We start from the raw sequence: 16,761 nt of genomic DNA on the forward strand, positions 1-16,761 counted from the left end.
GACGCAACCATAATGACGTTTCTCCAGCATCTTGACCGCTCGGGCGTTGTCCGCCCGTAGCTGTTGAACCCCTGTGCGTATCCAGTTGTCGTGGGCCGGTGATGGGATCGACCGACCCCGAACATCCGAACGACGCGCCCTGACTACGTCGAGCCGAATGCTAAGCGACGCCATGATTTCGCCCAAGAGCGTTGGCGAACGGAAAAGTACCGAATTCAGAAATAATTCAACCAATAACCAAGTAATTTTTTGCTCCGGCCGGGGATTAAAAGACCCCCGCCATGCGAAGAGGGGCGCGGCTCACGCCGCGCCCCTCCCATTCCCGTCCGTTGCCCGGATGCTCAGTGCGCATGCGCCCCGTCGGCACCGATTCCGGTCTCTGAGCGGACGAACTGCGCGTCGAACAGAGCGCGCTCGCGCTTGGCCCGCGCCGTGTTGTCGAGCTTCGACACGACGTAGATCGTGAGGAACGCGAGCGGCATCGAGAACAGGGCCGGGTTGTCGTAGGGGAAGATCGCCACAGGGTTTCCGAAGGTGGTGACCCAGACGGCCTTCGACAGGACCACCATGCCGACGGCCGCGAACAGGCCGACGAAGCCGCCGATGAGGGCGCCCCAGGTGGTTGTGCCCCGCCACAGGATCGACATGGTGAGGACGGGGAAGTTGCAGCTCGCCGCCACCGAGAAGGCGAGGCCGACCATGAAGGCGACGTTCTGGTTCTCGAAGACGTAGCCGAGGTAGATCGCCACGATGCCGATCACCACCGCCGAAATCTTGGAGAGCCGCACCTCGGAGGCTTCGTTGGTGCGCCCGCGGGCGATGACGCTGGCGTAGAGATCGTGACTGACGGCCGAGGCGCCCGCCAGCGTCAGGCCGGCCACCACGGCCAGGATGGTCGCGAAGGCCACCGCCGAGATGAACCCGAGGAAGTATGGTCCGCCAACGGCGTTGGCGAGGTTCACCGCGACCATGTTGGTCCCACCGAGCATGTCCTTCAGCTTGTCGAAGGCGCCGGCCGGGCCGAGCTTGAAGTAGACCGGATCGGACATCAGCAGGGAAATGCCGCCGAACCCGATGATGAACGTGAGGATGTAGAAGTAGCCGATGAGGCCGGTGGCGTAGAACACCGACTTTCGGGCCGCCTGGGCGTCGGACACCGTGAAGAACCGCATGAGGATGTGCGGCAGGCCGGCGGTGCCGAACATCAGGCCCATGCCGAGGGAGATCGCCTCGACGGGATTGTTGACGAGGCCGCCGGGTCCCATGATCGCGTCGCCCTTGGGGTGCGTCGCGACGGCCGCCGCGAACAGGGCCTCGGGGTTGAAGCCGTATTTGTAGAGCACCGCGCCGGCCATGAAGGTGGCGCCGCCGAGCAGAAGGCAGGCCTTGATCACCTGGACCCAGGTGGTGGCCTTCATGCCGCCGAACGCGACGTACACGATCATCAGCACGCCGACGATGACCACGGCGTAGAGGTAGGGCAGGCCGAACAGGAGCTGGATGAGCTTCCCCGCGCCGACCATCTGGGCGATGAGGTAGAACGCCACCACCACCAGGGTTCCAATCGCCGAGATGATGCGGATGGAGGTCTGGTCGAGACGGAACGAGGCCACGTCGGCGAAGGTGAACTTGCCGAGATTGCGCAGGCGCTCGGCGATGAGGAACAGCACGATGGGCCAGCCGACGAGGAAGCCGGTGGAGTAGATCAGTCCGTCGAAGCCCGAGGTGTAGACGAGGCCCGAGATGCCGAGGAAGGAGGCCGCCGACATGTAGTCGCCGGCGATGGCGAGGGAGTTGGTGCCGGCCGAGATGCCTCCGCCGGCGGCGTAGAAGTCGGAGGCCGACTTCGTGCCCATGGCGGCCTTGTAGGTGATGCCGAGGGTGAAGAGGACGAAGAAGCCGAACATGCCGATGGCCGGCCAGTTCGTGGCCTGCTGGACGACGGGGCCGAGATCGGGGCCGGCGGCGAAGGCCGCGCTTGCCGCGAGCGCCGCCAGGGCGCTTCCGAGCAGGATGGGGTGGTTGAAGCGGCTCATCGGGCCAGATCCCGGTTGAGTTCGGCCGTCAGCGCGTCGAAGCGGCCGTTGGCGCGCTGGACGTAGATGCCCGTGAGGATGAAGGCGAAGACGATCACGGCCACGCCGAGGATGAGGCCGAGCGACGTGGTCGCGCTGCCGACCTTGGTGGCGAGCAGCGCCTTGTCGAAGGCGATGAGGCCGATGAAGCCGAAATAGACCACCAGCATGGCGCCGGTGAGGATCCAACCGAAGCGCGTGCGTTCGTGCACGAGTTCCTTGAACCGCGGATTCTGCGCGATCCGCGCAGTCACAGGATCAGACATGGCGCAACTCTCCGCGTGAGCCGGCCCCTTCTCCAGGATGCCGGTCTCCGATGTTGATGATGTCGTGGAAGTGGGTGGTTCGGCGAGCGTCGAGGGGACGCCCGCCTTGTCCGCCGTCCGGCCGCGTTCAGTGCGTCCGGTTCTGGCGGTTCTCGATGAGGTCGTCGACGACCGCCGGCTCGGCGAGCGTCGAGGTGTCGCCCAGCGACGAGAACTCGTCCTCGGCGATCTTGCGCAGGATGCGGCGCATGATCTTGCCCGAGCGGGTCTTGGGCAGGCCGGGCGCGAACTGGATCAGGTCCGGGGAGGCGATGGGGCCGATATCCTTGCGGACCCAGGCCACGAGTTCCTTGCGCAGGGCGTCCGAACCCTCTTCGCCCTCCATGAGCGTAACGTAGGCGTAGATGCCTTGGCCCTTCATGGAATGGGGGTAGCCGACAACGGCCGCCTCGGCGACCTTGGCGTGGGCCACCAGGGAGGATTCCACCTCGGCCGTACCCATGCGGTGGCCCGAGACGTTGATCACGTCGTCGACGCGCCCCGTGATCCAGTAGTAACCGTCGGCGTCGCGCCGGCAGCCGTCACCGGTGAAGTAGGTGCCCGGATAGGTCGCGAAGTAGGTCTGCTCGAAGCGCTCGTGGTCGCCGTAGACCGTCCGCATCTGGCCGGGCCAGGAATCCGCGATGCACAGGTTGCCCTCGCACGGCCCGTCCAGGACCTTGCCCTCGGCGTCGACGATGATCGGTTGCACGCCGAAGAACGGCCGCGTGGCCGAGCCGGGCTTCAACTTCGTCGCACCGGGCAGGGGGGTGATGAGGATGCCGCCGGTCTCGGTCTGCCACCAGGTATCGACGATGGGGCAGCGGGAATCGCCAACAACCTTGAAGTACCAGTCCCAGGCCTCCGGGTTGATCGGCTCGCCGACCGAACCGAGCACCCGCAGGGAGGACCGCGAGGTCCGCTTCACCGGTGCCTCGCCGCCGCCCATGAGGGAGCGGATCGCGGTGGGGGCGGTGTAGAAGATGTTGACCTTGTGCTTGTCGACCACGTCCCAGAACCGGGAATTCGACGGATAGGTCGGGATGCCCTCGAACATCAGGGTCGTGGCGCCGTTGGCGAGGGGCCCGTAGACGATGTAGCTGTGGCCCGTGACCCAGCCGACATCGGCCGTGCACCAGTAGACCTCACCCTCGCGGTAATCGAAGACGTACTGGTGGGTCATCGACGCGTAGACGAGGTATCCGCCGGTGGTGTGGACCACGCCCTTGGGCTGCCCCGTCGAGCCGGAGGTGTAGAGGATGAAGAGTGGGTGCTCCGCCTCGACGGGCTCGGCCGGGCAATCGTCGGTGACCTGGGCGGCGGCCTCGTCGTAATAGACGTCGCGGCCCGGCTCCATGGCCACGGCTGAGCCGGTGCGGCGCACCACGACCACGTGGTCGACGGCATCCTTGCCGAGGCGCGCGATGGCGGCATCCACGTTGGCCTTCAGCGGAACCTTGCGGCCACCGCGCAGGCCCTCGTCGGCGGTGATGATGAGTTTCGAGGCGCAGCCCTCGATGCGGCCGGCGAGCGAGTCCGGTGAGAATCCACCGAACACGATGGAATGGATCGCCCCGAGCCGCGCGCAGGCGAGCATGGCGTAGGCGGCCTCGGGGATCATCGGCAGGTAGAGGGTGACGCGGTCGCCCTTCGAGACGCCGCGATTGCGCAGCACGTTCGCCATCCGGCAGACTTCGGCGTGAAGCTGACGGTAGGTGATGTGCTTGGATTCCGTCGGGTCGTCGCCCTCCCAGATGATGGCGACCTGATCGCCACGGGTCTCGAGGTGACGGTCGACGCAGTTGTAGGCGACGTTGGTGCGACCGTCCTCGAACCACTTGATCGAGATGTTGCCCGGCGCGAAGCTGGTATCCTTCACCTTGGTGAAGGGCGTTGACCAGTCGATCCGCTTGCCGTGCTCGCCCCAGAAAGCGGAGGGATCATCGACGGAGGCCTTGTACATGGCCTGATACTTGGCGTCGTCGACATGGGCACCCTCGGCCCACTCGGTGCGGACTTCCACCACCTTCTCGTCCATGGCGTTTTCCCTTGCGGTGCCCGATCGTATCGCGATGATCCGCGCAGCCGGGGCTTCCTAAAAACCTTCTTAGGCGCAGGGAGATATCCACGGCAAGCGCCCAGCCCACTATACTTCTGGACGGGGTGCCCGAAGATGATGCGTCACAGCATTCAATTGCAGCCGGTGCAGATTCCCTGCCCGATCTTGCGGTCGAGGGTGCGCTCCGGCCGGGTCGGCTCCGACGATTCCCGCGGGCGCTCGCCGTCCAGGGCGCGGCCAGGAGGCTTGGTCACACCCGTGGCGGTGATGTTGCGGAATTCGCCGGCGGATTCGAGGTTCTTCATGGGCGCGGCGTCCGTACCCTGCGCCAGGGGAGATGTGATGGCCAAGGCCGTCAGGCCCGCGACCAGGAAAAATCGGCTCGACACTGTCCAGGGCATGGGAACCTCCTGCTTTATCCGATAACGCGCGGAGAAATGAGGAGTTCTATGCTCCGGCACGCCGGCTGGCCTGAGCGGACGGGAACAGCATCTCCACCAGGGTGCCCTCGTCCTTGCGGCTGGTGATCCGGAACTCGCCGCGATTGGCCTCGACCAGCGCCTTGGTGATGGGCAGGCCGAGGCCGGTACCGCCGCCGGGGCGCGGCCCCTGCACCGGCGCGGCGCGGTACGGCTCCAGCAGGGCGTCGACCTCGTCGGGCGTCAGGCCGATGCCGGTGTCGCGCACCCTGAGGACGATCTCGCCCCGATCGGCCATGGTGGTGGTGACGATGACCTGACCGCCGGCTTCCGTGAACCGGATCGCGTTGGCGATGACGGTCATGGCGGCCTGACGCAGGGAGCGCTCGTCGGCGACGAGGGGGGCGAGGTCGGCGGAGAAGCTGGTGCGGACCACGATGCGCTCGCGGGCGGCCTCCGGCTGCATCTGGGCGACGCAGCGCGAGACGAGGTCGTTCAGGGGGATCTCGGCAAAGTCGAGGTCGAGGCGCCCGGCCTCGATCCGCGCGAGATCGATGAGGTCGTCGACGAGGCCAACGACCTCCGTCCCGGATTTTCGAATGTCGTCGAGATAGTCGCGGTAGCGATCGCTACCCAACGGACCGAACGGCTCGGCCAGCATCAGGTCGGTGAACCCCAGGATGCCGCTCATCGGCGTGCGGATGGCGTGGCTGATCCGGGCCAGGAACTCGGATTTCCGGGCGCTCGCCATTTCGGCGAGACGCAGGGCCTCAGGGTCGAACGCCCGCGCTTCGCGCGATTCGTCCGTCGTCCCGACGCCCTTTCCCGGCACGGGTCGGAGGATGGCGCAGAGCCGGGGCTCCGCCGTGTCGGACACGGCGCGGACCTCGAGCCGGAGGGGCAGGGGGCCATCGGGGCCACGGGCGATCACATGGCGCGCCGCGCCCTCCGGCACGCCGTGGGCCACCGCCAGGACATCGATGGTGCTCTCGGGCACGAACAGGCTCAGGAGACTTTCCCCCACCACTTCGCGGGGATCGGCGCCGAACAGCGCGGCGGCGGCGCGATTGAGGTCGAGGATGCGGGCGCTGCCGTCGAGGGTGACGACACCCTCGTCGAGGGCATCGAGGATGCCGATGGCGTCGCGGGCGCGATGCGCGGCGAAATCCTGCGCGATCCGCTCCGCCGTCAGCGCACGGACGGGCTCGTCCGCCGCCGCGTCGCGCGCCAGGAGGATCTCGGCCGGCCGCCCGCACCAGTCGATGGCCGAGCGCTGGAGATCGACGCCGCGATGGCTGCCCTCGCGGGTGGTGAGGATCGCCGGCGCATCGCTCGCGGTCCGCTCGTGAGGCGGTAGGCCCTGGAACAAGTGGGCGATGCCCCCGGCCGCCGCGAGGGCGTCGAGGTCCGCGAACCCGGCGAGGTCGAGGAGGGTCCGGTTGGCGAACAGGACGCCTTCGTCGCGGTAGACGAGGACCCCCGTGGGCAGACGCTCCAGGGTCGCGGCCAGGGCCGCCTCCGGCGCGGCCGGTTCCGGCACCCGGGGCAGCGGCCCGGGAAACGGCATCACGGCACCGCCCGGATTCGCACGCTCGCCCTCGGGCGACGCCTCGGCGGACTCGTCCCCGGCAAAGCGCGCGCCGAGGGCGCGGGCGATCTCGCGGAACGCTGCGTGCTCGTGCGTCGTCAGGGACGCATCGACCGTCGGTTCCGGCGCGTGGTCCCGTTCGGCCGGCGCGGCATCGGCGTGGGCGCGATGCTCGGGGGGCAAGCCCGCGACCGCCGTCGAGGGCGGCCCCTCGGTGGCCCCTGCCTCGGCAGAAATTTCGGCGACTGGCGCAGCTTCGGCGACTGGCGCGACTTCGGTACGACGCACGAGGCCGAACCCGGCGAACCCGCGCGCCGCCTGCCCGGCGCGCGCGAGGGGAACACCGGACAGATCGAGTTCGACGATCCGGTCCGGATCGGGGAGGCGGATGCACAATGGGATCGCGCGGAACGTCCGGTGAGCGTCGAGGACCGCGATCAGGCCCTCGGCGTCGCGGGCGATGCCGGCGCGCGACAGCGCATCCCACGATCGCCCGAGCAGCGCACCGCGCAGGAGGCCTCCGGCCGGGCCGCCGACCCGCACCAGGGTACCCGCCGCATCGGTCTGCCAGGTGAAGCGCGGAACGGCGCCGGGTCCGGCGGCCTCGTCGGGATCGTCAGCCCCGGCCGCGCTGCCCTCGGCCGGCGCATGCGCCGTCACCGTTCCGGCAGGACCGTCCGGCCCGATGGGGCGCAGGCGCGGGGACGGCTCCGTCAGGATCAGGACGAGGACCGCGCGCCCATCGGACACCGAGGCCCGCAGAACGAAGCAGGTTGTGGGCGTGGCGAGGCCACGGCGATCGAAGCGGATGCGGGCAAGGGTGGGCTGCGCCGTCGCCCGGATCTGCGCGCCCATGCGAAGACCGGCGACGACAGCGCCATCCGTCCCCGTGATGGCGCGCGCCACCGGGCCGGCCGCCCGCGAAGCGTGGACGAGACGCGCGCCGGTCTCGTCGAGGATGATCAGGGCGCGATCCGGCCGGCGCAGGAACGGTCCGAGGCGCAGATCGCCCTCCAGACCCCGCACCATCGCGTCCAGCGCCGCATCGTCGCTCAGGCCCGGCCCTTCGACCCCGTTATCGAACATTCGCACCCAGTTCACGTGGCGAGCCTATGGAGAGCATGTTTTCTCTTTACCCCCGGCGGGGTGGGGAGTGGACATCAATCGGCGGCGCCACACGTTTACCTGTTGTCAATCTTAATGCACCCGCACAGGGTGGCATAGGGCGGATAGTGTGTTATTGTGCAGCGCACAACGAACGATCTACAAGCAGTCCAAGAGGAGAGGATAATGACCAGCACCCCGAATTACGAAGTCCCCGCCGAGATGCGCGATTTCGCCGAAAAGAGCGTCGATCAGGCGCGCAAGGCGTTCGACTCGTTCATCAGCGCGGCACGCCGCACCGCCGACACCGTTCAGGGTTCGGCCGAGACCGCCCGGACCAGCGCGCATGACGTGTCCGCCCGCGGCTTCGAGTTCGCCGAGCAGAACGTGACGGCGGCCTTCGATCTCGCCCAGAAGCTCGTCCGCTCGCGCGACCTCCAGGAGGCCATGCAGCACCAGGCCGAGTTCGTCCGCAGCCAGTTCGCGGCGATCCAGGCCCAGGCCAAGGAGTTCGGCGGCCTCGCCCAGACGGCGATGCAGCAGAGCGCGGAGAAGGCCAAGGGCGTCATGCAGGAATCGGCCGAGCATGCCCGCAAGGCCATGGAGCAGGGCGCCGAAGCCGCGCGCAAGGCTGGTGCCGACACCGAGCAGGCCATGCGCAACGCCGGCAACAACTAAGACCCTGACTTTTCGAACTCACCGCGCTTCCGGGACCGTCGGCGCGGCGCGGTTCGATATTGCAGTGCAGCATCACCACAACGGCCCGTTCCGCATGCAGCGGGGCGGGCCGTTTCGATTCACATGGCGGGCCGAGCGCCGGTCCCGCCCCGGACGGTTCCGGACAGCGGTTTTCGCATCGCCCGTTCGGCAGACCGGATTCCACTTCTCAAGGCGATGGTTTAACGGTTGCGCCCCGCCGGGCGTCCCGCCCGCGACGGACCGGATGGATCGAGGAGCGCGTATCCGATGCGACCTGCCTACCGAATCAGCGTGATGGCCGCGGCCCTGGCCGCCGCGCTCGGGTCCCATGGCGCCAGCGCGCAATACTACGACGACGGCTACGACCGGCCGCCGCCGCGCCGCTACTATGACGATCGCGGGCCGCCGCCGCGCCGCGGCTACGACGATCCCTACGCCCGCCCGGCCCCGCGCCGCGCCGCGACGGGCCTCAACTGCGATGCCGTCCAGTCGGGCCTCACCGGGTTCAAGCCGTATTCCTGCCCGCTGCCGGGTCCGCGCCCCCTCGGGGTCCGCTGCTTCTGCGACATGCCCATCGCGTCATTCAGCGCGCCGCAGACCGCCGTCGGGAGGGTGGTGCCGTAGGGCGACGGCGAACGCGAAAGAGCCGCCCTTCTTCCGAGGGGCGGCTCTTTCGTTTCCGGATGGGTCGTATCCCGGTCCGAAGCGATCAGTTCAGCACGACGACCTTGGCACCGACACGGACGCGCTCGTACAAGTCCGTGACATCCTCGTTCGTCATCCGGATGCACCCGGAGGACACCGCCTGACCGATGGTATCCGGCTCGTTGGAGCCGTGGATGCGGTACTCGGTGTTGCCGATGTACATGGCCCGCGCCCCGAGGGGGTTCTCGACGCCGCCGGCCATGTAGCGCGGCAGATCGGGACGGCGCGCGATCATCGCGGCCGGCGGGGTCCACGACGGCCACTCCTTCTTGGCCGTCACGGTCTTGGTGCCCGACCAGGTGAAGCCGGGACGACCGACGCCGACACCGTACCGGATCGCCTCGCCGTTCGGCATCACGAAGTACAGGCGCCGTTCGGCGGTGGAGACCACGACGGTGCCGGGCTTGTAGTCGCCGCGGAAGGCGACGATCTCGCGCGGGATCGGCGCCACCTGCGCCTGGGGGGCCGCCTGCACGCCCTGGCCGACGGTGCCCTGGTAACCGTAGGGGCTGGCCCCGGTCTGGCCGTAGACGGGGTCGGCGTAATAGTCCTCGCCGGCTTCGGCGCCGAACGGATCGTAGGGGTTTGCCAGCACCGGGCCGCTGGACAGAACGCAGACGCTGAGAATGCCCGCGAGGGCGGAGGCGAAGGTCTTCATCGTTGATGCCTTACCTGAAGCGTAACCTTTGCTATACAAGCGTAAGCGTAGGCTGCCGGTTCCACGAGGCCCTGAAGATTTCGTTTCTCCCCGGATCGAGCGCGGTCAGAACACCTCGTCCGTGTGCACGTCGAAGCGGGCGAGGTGGGCGTAACCGAAATTCGTGGTGATCGCGACGTCCGTGGCGTCCCGGCCCCGGGCCATGACAATGCGGCCGATGCGCGGGGTGTTGTGGCGCGCGTCGAACGTGTACCAGCCGCCGTCGAGATAGACCTCGAACCACGCCGAGAAATCCATCGGGTCGGGGACGGGCGGGATGCCGATATCGCCGAGGTAGCCGGTGCAGTAGCGCGCCGGGATGTTCATGCACCGGCAGAAGGCGACGGCGAGATGCGCGAAATCGCGGCACACGCCCTGGCGCTGCATGAAGCCGTCCCAGGCCGTCCGGGTGGCATCGGCGCACATGTAGTCGAAGCGGATGCGCTCGTGGACGTAATCGACGATGGCCTGGACCCGGCCCCAGCCCATGGGCGTCCCGCCGAACAGGGACCAAGCGGTCTCGGACAGCTTGTCGGTGTCGCAGTACCGGCTGCCGAGGAGGTAGACGAGGACGTCCGCAGGCAGGTTCTGGACCTCGATCTGCTGGGCGTAGGGCGCGTAGATGTCGGGCTGTCCGGAATCCTGCACGATGAAATCGGCCGAGATCGTCAGCCGGCCCGGCGGCGTCACGATCCGCGTGAGGATGTTGTCGAACACGTCGCGGTACTCCTGCGACGGGATCGGCGGGTCGAAGGTGATCACGTGCGGCGTGAGCAGATCGGGCATCCGCGAGGGATGGACGCTCAACGCCAGGATCATGGGGGTCGGCTGAACCGATTCGAAGGCGATGTCGAACCCAGTCCTGATCTTCATGACGCTCACCCGATCTCTCGAACCTGAAATGCCGTGTCCCCAGGGGAATATCCGGGGAATGCAGTAATCGGACCGTCAACGCGCCAGCATGGGATCCGGAGCCCGGGCATCGCTGACGCTCGGCTCGATCTCGTCGACGGCGACGCTGACGGTCATGCCGAGATCGTCGGCGGGAAATCCGAAGAAGGAGCCGTGCAGGGGGACCGCCTGGCGCGGGTCGCGCGCGACGGCGACGCGGATGAGGTCGCGGTTGCCGACGATGCCGTTGGTCGGGTCGAACTCGATCCAGCCGGCGCCCGGCAGGTAGACCTGGACCCAGGCATGGGTGGAGCCGCCGCCGACATGGCGCTCACGGTCCCCGCGCGGATTGTAGAGGTATCCGGAGACGAAGCGGGCGGCCATGCCGAGCGCCCGCACGGCCTCGATCATCAGCACGGCGAAGTCGCGGCAGCTGCCGCGCTTGAGCCGGAGGGTGGTGACGGGGTCCTGCACGCCCTTCTCCTGGCGGGCGAGGTAGGCGAAGTTGCGCCGCACGCTGCGGGTCATCTCCGCGAGAAGCTCCTGGGTCGCGATCCGCCCCCTAGATGGTACGAAGCCGCGCGCCCAGGCGTCGACCTCGTTGCGCGGGTCGGGGTGCTGACGCTCCATGGAGCGGCTGAGATCGGCGATGTCGTCGGCGCCGTAGCCGAACGGATAGAAGGCCGCGTGCGGCGCCAGGGGGAAGTCCGGCGCCAGTTCGGGCGTGTGGTCGAGGGTGATGGCGCAGTCGAAGACGAGGGTGGAAGCCCGGCCCTGGAAGGCGGCCACGGCGACGCAGTTGCCGAACACGTCGTGCATCCAGCGCAGCGACACGGGCTCGGGCGTGATCTTCAGGGCGGCGGCGATGAGGCGCTGATCGTAGCTGTCCCGCGGCCGGAACATGATCCGGTGCTCGCCGAAACCCACGGGCTGACGGTAGCGGTAGGTCGTGATGTGGCGGACGGACAGGATCGGCACGGATCGGCTCCACCACGCCGAACAGCGCGGCCTCGGTTCCGATTAATGCAAGAGGTGCGCCCAGGCGAGATGCTGCGCCGCAAAATAAGACGCCCTCAACGCAGGACGGGCTGCGGTTCGGTGCGGGCCCGCTCCGCCTCGCCGAGGAGGTCCATGGGTCGCCAGGGCTTGGGAATGAACACCGCCTGCGGGGCGAGGGCGGCGGGGCGTTGCGTGCGCTGGCCGGAGGTGACGACGAGCCGGGTCGTCGGCCACAGGAGGGCGATGGCGGAGGCGAGCTGGACACCATCCATCACACCCGCCAGATGCACGTCGGCGAAGACCAGTGAGACGTCGCCGCCGCGCTCGCGCATGATCGCGATCGCCGCCTCGGCGCTGTCGCACCCCACCACACCGAGCTCCGTTTCCTCGAGCAGGGCCTCGGCCAGGGCGCGGGTGGCGGCGTCATCCTCCACCACGAGGGCGAGCTTGCCGGACTTGGCGGCGATGGGACGTGCGGCGGCGGCGGGCGGGGGCTCGGGCTGGCGCACCTGCCGCACCAGGGCGGCGAGATGCTCGGGCACGCCCTCGGCGATGAGGTCGTCATAGAACGAGGCCAGCGCCTGGCCGATCCGGTCGAGGGACAGGCTTGGGCTCAGGGTCTCGGCGGGACCGGACGCGCGTCCCTCCGAGGCGCGACGTTGCGGCATGCCGTTCGTATCGGCCTCAAGGTCGGCCAAGCGGAGCCTCCAACGTTGGTGTCTCGCGGTGGCCCGAGGGTCGGACACACGGACATTAAAGCCGGGACGGCGCGCTCAGTTGCTCAAAAATCCGATTCCGCGAATCCGATAGGTGCCCGGAGGGGGCCGTCGGATCAGTCCGCCGAGGCGTCGGCGTAGGCCATGACACCGGCGACGGAGCGGACATCGCGGTAGCGGGCGCCGCGCGCGCTCATCATCGCCTCGAACTTCTCGTGCACCTGGGCCACGGAAAGGCTGGTCGCCTTGCGGCGTCCGCGCTGGGCGGCGAAGAAGATCGTCTTGTTGGCCCGCGCCGGCCCCGGCAGCATCTGGGCGGCGGCGGCCTTGGGCTTGTCGGCGACGGTGGCGAGGAACTCCTCCGCGTCGTCCGGCCCGAGGAAATGGGCGAGGTAGACTTCGCCCAGCGACAGGTCGCGGCCGATGCGGAGCGCGATGCGGGCGGCGTCGCGCTTGAGCATCTCGCCGGCCATGAGGGCGGAGAGGTAGGGGTCGCGGCGCAGTTCGAGGATGCGGGTGCGCTCGGCGGGGTCGTTGACGGCGGGCCGGCCGTTGTCGCCGGTCACCACGAGGGCCGCGTCCTGGGTCAGCCCATGCTTGGGACCGAAATCGCGCACGACGCCGAGCCAGGTCCGCTCGATGAACTGGAACAGGCCGGTGGCCGAGGAGGTCTGGGCCTGCACCTCCGTCTTGAAGCTCGATTCCTTGTCGGCCACCGCCATGAGCAGCACGGGGTCGGTCTGTACGGCCTGGGCGGCGCGGACGATCTTCTGCACGAGGTGGCGGCGGATCTTCATCGGGCCGAATTCGAGGATGTCGTTGGGGTCGCCCACCGCGCTCTCGGTGATGAGGAAGTCGTAGGACACACGGTCGACGGCATTGGAGCCGAGTTCGGTGTCGAGGTCGTGGATCGGCGCGAAGGCGGCCGAAGCCGTCAGGACGCTGGCGGGCGTGCCGAGGATGGCGGGTGGGGCGATCTGGACGCGGGGCCGGGGCATGGCGACGGTGGTCATCGCCTGAGCCGATTGCACCACGCCACCGAGGCTCGCCCCGTTCGGACCGACGCCGTTCAGCAGGGCGACGCTCAGGCCGCCCGCGAGCAGCGTCACCGACAGGACGGAGCGGATGAGGGCGGTGCGGCTGCCATGCTCGCGGCCGACCCGGCCCCCGAGGGTGAGGGCGTCGGAGGCCGGAAACACAGCGTTCGCCGCCGAGCGCCCGCGCAGGGGACCCCTGACGGGGCCGGTGGCGAGGGCAGTCCGTGACGATCCGACCGTGCGACCCTGCATGTGCTGTTCTCGTCCCCGCGGCTGGTAACTCTGGGGACAGATTATCTTGACAGATGTGGCGACAACACGGCCTCGCTTGTGGCGAAGCCGTGGCACCCGACTTTTCCTTAAGCGATGCGAGCCTTGAGGGCGGCCACGACGGCGTCGCCCATCCCGGCGGTGCCGAGGGCCTGCGTTCCCTCCGCGGCGATGTCCCGGGTGCGGGCCCCATTCGCGAGGGCATCCGTGATGGCGCCGTCGAGGAGATCGGCGGCCTCGCCGAGGCCGAACGAGTAGCGCAGGGCCATGGCGAGGGACCCGATCATGGCGAGCGGATTGGCGAGGTCGCGCCCGGCGATGTCGGGGGCCGAGCCGTGCACGGGCTCGTACAGGGCCTTGCGCGAGCCCTTGGCATCGACGGCGCCGAGCGACGCCGAAGGCAGCATGCCGAGCGACCCCGTGAGCATGGCCGCGACATCCGAGAGCACGTCGCCGAACAGGTTGTCGGTCACGAGCACGTCGTACTGCTTGGGGCGGCGCACGAGCTGCATGGCGCAGTTGTCGGCCAGCACGTGTTCCAGGGCCATGTCGGCGTAATCGGCCTGGTGGACACGGGTGACCACCTCCTTCCACAGGACGCCGGATTTCATGACATTGTGCTTCTCGGCCGAGGCGACGCGGCCCGAGCGCTTGCGCGCGAGATCGAAGGCGACGTGGGCGATGCGCTCGATCTCCCCCGTGGTGTAGACCTGGGTGTCGACGGCGCGCTTCGAACCGTCGGGGAGGGTGGTGATCTCCTTCGGCTCACCGAAATAGACGCCCCCCGTGAGCTCGCGCACGATCATGATGTCGAGGCCCTCGACGAGTTCGCGCTTGAGGGCGGAGGCGTCGGCGAGTGCGGGGTAGCAGATCGCCGGGCGCAGGTTGGCGAACAGGCCGAGATCCTTGCGCAGGCGCAGCAGGCCCGATTCGGGGCGGATCTCATAGGCGACCTCCGCCCATTTCGGACCGCCCACCGCGCCCAGAAGCACCGCGTCGGCGGCGTCCGCCCGGGCCAGGGCCGCGTCGGTGAGCGCCACACCGTGGGCATCGATGGCGCAACCGCCGACGAGGTCGTGCTCGGTCTCGAACGCGGCGATCCCGGCCTGGCCGAGAAAGCCGATCACCTTCTCGACCTCAGCCATCACCTCGGGGCCGATGCCGTCGCCGGGCAGGAGGAGGAGCTTGTAGTTGGTCATGGGATCTACTCGCTTCGGTTCGTCGTCCCGTCGGACGCTGTTCGATGGATCGCGGTGGAGCCGGAGCTCCCCGGGTTGGCTCAGACTGTGTCGGCTCAGACCTTCCGCGCGACGGTGAAGCGCGCCGCATCCCTCAGGATCTGCGCCCTGTCGCCCCACGCCGACACGGCGTCCTCGCAGACGCCGACCAGACGGTCGCACTCGGCGCGCGCGCCCTCGAGGCCGAGGCGATCGACGAGAGTGGCCTTGCCGGCCTCCTTGTCCTTGCCGGTCGCCTTGCCCATGGCCTCGGCCGAGGCCTCGCGGTCGAGGATGTCGTCGGCGATCTGGAAGGCCTGGCCCAGCGCGTGGCCGTAGCGAAGCAGCGCGCGGCGCTGGTCCGGCGTCGCGCCGCCCACGATGGCGCCGGCCTCCACGGAGAAGGCCAGGATCGCGCCGGTCTTCATGGCCTGGAGCTGGAGGGTGTCGTCGACGGTGAGCGAGACCGGGCCGAAGCGCCCCTCAGCCCCGAGATCGAGGAGTTGGCCCCCGACCATGCCGCCGAGGCCCGAGGCCTTGGCGAGGCCGAGCACGAGGTCGGCGCGGATCGCGGCGTCGGGCTGCCAGGCCGAATCGGCCAGGACCTCGAAGGCCAGGGTCTGGAGCGCGTCGCCGACCAGGATGGCGGTGGCCTCGTCATAGGCCTTGTGGACGGTCGGCTTGCCGCGCCGCAGGTCGTCGTCATCCATGGCCGGCATGTCGTCGTGGACGAGGGAGTAGCAGTGCACGAGCTCGATGGCCGAGCCGGCGGCGAGGGCGCCCGCCTCAGGCCCGCCGAGCATGCGGGCGGTCTCGACGGCGAGGAACGGGCGCAGGCGCTTGCCGCCGCCGAGCACGGCGTGGCGCATGGCCTCCATGAGCCGTACCGGCCGGGTGATCTCGCCGGGCTGCGTCTCGACGGTCAGGCGGTCGGCGAGCCAGGCCTCGACGGCGTCGGCCACCGTGGCGAGCCTGTGGGAAAACGCATCGACCGGGGCATCCGCCTTGACCGAAGCGTGGGATCCTTGCGTTGACGTCATGGTCGGGCGGGCCTTCGGAAGTGGGAACGTGGTGCGAGTGGGGGAGGTTCGGATTCAGGACGAGGCGGAGCGTGCCGAACAGCCCCTGCGCCGCAGGCCGGTCCAGGCGGCCACGCGCCCGGCGCGCGGCCGAAGCCTGCGCCGGCTCGTCGGCCTCGCCATGCTGGTGCCCGCCCTCGTCCTGGGGTTCCTGCTCGTCATGGCGCTCGTCTATAGCGCGGTGACCCCGCCCTCAACCCTGATGCTCGGCCGATGGGTCGCGCTGAAGCCCGTGGATCGCCAGTCCGTGCCCCTGGCGGCGATCTCGCCCCATCTCGTGCAGGCGGTGATCGCGTCGGAAGACCAGCGCTTCTGCCTTCACAACGGCGTCGATTGGGGCGCCCTGCGCGACGTGGTCGACGACGAGGAGGGCCCGAGCCGGGGCGCCTCGACGATCTCGATGCAGACGGTGAAGAACGTGTTCCTGTGGCCGGGCCGCTCGGTCCTGCGCAAGGGCCTGGAGATCCCCCTGGCGCTGGCGACGGACGCCCTGTGGGGCAAGCGCCGGATGCTGGAGGTCTATCTCAACGTCGCCGAGTGGGGGGAGGGGGTGTTCGGGGCCGAAGCCGCCGCGCAGCGCTGGTTCGGCAAGCCCGCCCGCGACCTCACGCGCGGGGAGGCGGCCTTGCTCGCCGCCGTGCTGCCCAACCCGATCCTGCGCAATCCGGCCCTGCCGTCGCGCGGCGTGCGGGCCCAAGCCGCGCGCATCCAGGCGCGGATGAACGGCGTGGCCGGGTTGATGGGGTGCCTCAAGCGGTAGGCCTCCCTCCCGAGACACGGATCCCGACCGGGGACCGGCCCGACACCGAGCCCGCTTTTGGAGCGTCGCCGTCGCGTCCGGCATGATATCGCGTGGTCCGATCGGCGAATCGGCGCCGCTCCCGATCCCGGACGTCCTCCC

General features: G+C 69.1%; 15 protein-coding genes. 3 read left to right on the forward strand and 12 right to left on the reverse strand.

Annotated features, from left to right (window positions below; genetic code table 11):
- Positions 1 to 341: 341 nt before the first annotated feature.
- The 5 genes from MKK49_RS11580 to MKK49_RS11600 all read right to left on the reverse strand — a co-directional run bounded on the left by MKK49_RS11580 (position 342) and on the right by MKK49_RS11600 (position 7,532).
- Complete coding sequence (locus MKK49_RS11580) at positions 342 to 2,036, reverse strand: cation acetate symporter (protein WP_244028473.1); 1,695 nt, start codon at positions 2,034 to 2,036, stop codon at positions 342 to 344.
- Positions 2,033 to 2,341, reverse strand: a complete 309-nt coding sequence (locus MKK49_RS11585) for a DUF485 domain-containing protein (protein WP_056092703.1) — start codon at positions 2,339 to 2,341, stop codon at positions 2,033 to 2,035. Before MKK49_RS11585 ends, MKK49_RS11580 begins: the two co-directional genes overlap by 4 nt.
- 127 nt (positions 2,342 to 2,468) lie before the next feature.
- Complete coding sequence (acs, locus tag MKK49_RS11590) at positions 2,469 to 4,418, reverse strand: acetate--CoA ligase (protein WP_244028474.1); 1,950 nt, start codon at positions 4,416 to 4,418, stop codon at positions 2,469 to 2,471.
- 152 nt (positions 4,419 to 4,570) lie between these two features.
- Positions 4,571 to 4,840, reverse strand: a complete 270-nt coding sequence (locus MKK49_RS11595) for a hypothetical protein (RefSeq protein WP_244028475.1) — start codon at positions 4,838 to 4,840, stop codon at positions 4,571 to 4,573.
- Positions 4,841 to 4,886: 46 nt separating this feature from the next.
- A complete protein-coding gene (locus MKK49_RS11600) occupies positions 4,887 to 7,532 on the reverse strand; it encodes an ATP-binding protein (protein ID WP_244028775.1) in 2,646 nt (881 codons plus the stop codon).
- 204 nt (positions 7,533 to 7,736) lie between these two features.
- Between MKK49_RS11600 and MKK49_RS11605 the strand changes: the two genes are divergently transcribed.
- Positions 7,737 to 8,228, forward strand: a complete 492-nt coding sequence (locus MKK49_RS11605) for a phasin (RefSeq protein ID WP_244028476.1) — start codon at positions 7,737 to 7,739, stop codon at positions 8,226 to 8,228.
- Positions 8,229 to 8,516: 288 nt separating this feature from the next.
- Complete coding sequence (locus MKK49_RS11610) at positions 8,517 to 8,873, forward strand: hypothetical protein (RefSeq protein WP_244028477.1); 357 nt, start codon at positions 8,517 to 8,519, stop codon at positions 8,871 to 8,873.
- An 85-nt stretch (positions 8,874 to 8,958) separates the two neighbouring features.
- Here MKK49_RS11610 and MKK49_RS11615 read toward each other — a convergent pair whose 3' ends face one another.
- From MKK49_RS11615 to MKK49_RS11645, 7 genes are all read right to left on the reverse strand, one after another.
- Entirely contained in the window at positions 8,959 to 9,612 is a 654-nt protein-coding gene (locus MKK49_RS11615; protein ID WP_244028478.1) for a L,D-transpeptidase, read from the reverse strand.
- Between the two features lie 105 nt (positions 9,613 to 9,717).
- Positions 9,718 to 10,524, reverse strand: coding sequence for a transglutaminase-like domain-containing protein (locus tag MKK49_RS11620; protein ID WP_244028479.1), 807 nt, complete (start codon positions 10,522 to 10,524; stop codon positions 9,718 to 9,720).
- 75 nt (positions 10,525 to 10,599) lie between these two features.
- A complete protein-coding gene (locus MKK49_RS11625; RefSeq protein WP_244028480.1) occupies positions 10,600 to 11,520 on the reverse strand; it encodes a transglutaminase family protein in 921 nt (306 codons plus the stop codon).
- A 95-nt stretch (positions 11,521 to 11,615) separates the two neighbouring features.
- A complete protein-coding gene (locus tag MKK49_RS11630; protein ID WP_244028777.1) occupies positions 11,616 to 12,146 on the reverse strand; it encodes a response regulator in 531 nt (176 codons plus the stop codon).
- A gap of 227 nt (positions 12,147 to 12,373) precedes the next feature.
- Entirely contained in the window at positions 12,374 to 13,546 is a 1,173-nt protein-coding gene (locus tag MKK49_RS11635; RefSeq protein ID WP_244028481.1) for a transglycosylase SLT domain-containing protein, read from the reverse strand.
- A gap of 107 nt (positions 13,547 to 13,653) precedes the next feature.
- On the reverse strand, positions 13,654 to 14,763 hold the full coding sequence (gene leuB / locus MKK49_RS11640) for a 3-isopropylmalate dehydrogenase (RefSeq protein WP_244028482.1): 1,110 nt from the start codon (positions 14,761 to 14,763) through the stop codon (positions 13,654 to 13,656).
- 95 nt (positions 14,764 to 14,858) lie between these two features.
- On the reverse strand, positions 14,859 to 15,821 hold the full coding sequence (locus MKK49_RS11645; RefSeq protein WP_244028483.1) for a polyprenyl synthetase family protein: 963 nt from the start codon (positions 15,819 to 15,821) through the stop codon (positions 14,859 to 14,861).
- A gap of 37 nt (positions 15,822 to 15,858) precedes the next feature.
- Here MKK49_RS11645 and mtgA point away from each other — a divergent pair, with 37 nt between their 5' ends.
- Positions 15,859 to 16,620 (forward strand): monofunctional biosynthetic peptidoglycan transglycosylase, encoded by a 762-nt coding sequence (gene mtgA, locus MKK49_RS11650; protein ID WP_409565066.1) that lies wholly within the window; start codon positions 15,859 to 15,861, stop codon positions 16,618 to 16,620.
- The last annotated feature ends 141 nt before the right edge of the window (positions 16,621 to 16,761 follow it).

The sequence above is a fragment of the Methylobacterium sp. J-090 genome (assembly GCF_022829345.1).
Classification (GTDB): domain Bacteria; phylum Pseudomonadota; class Alphaproteobacteria; order Rhizobiales; family Beijerinckiaceae; genus Methylobacterium.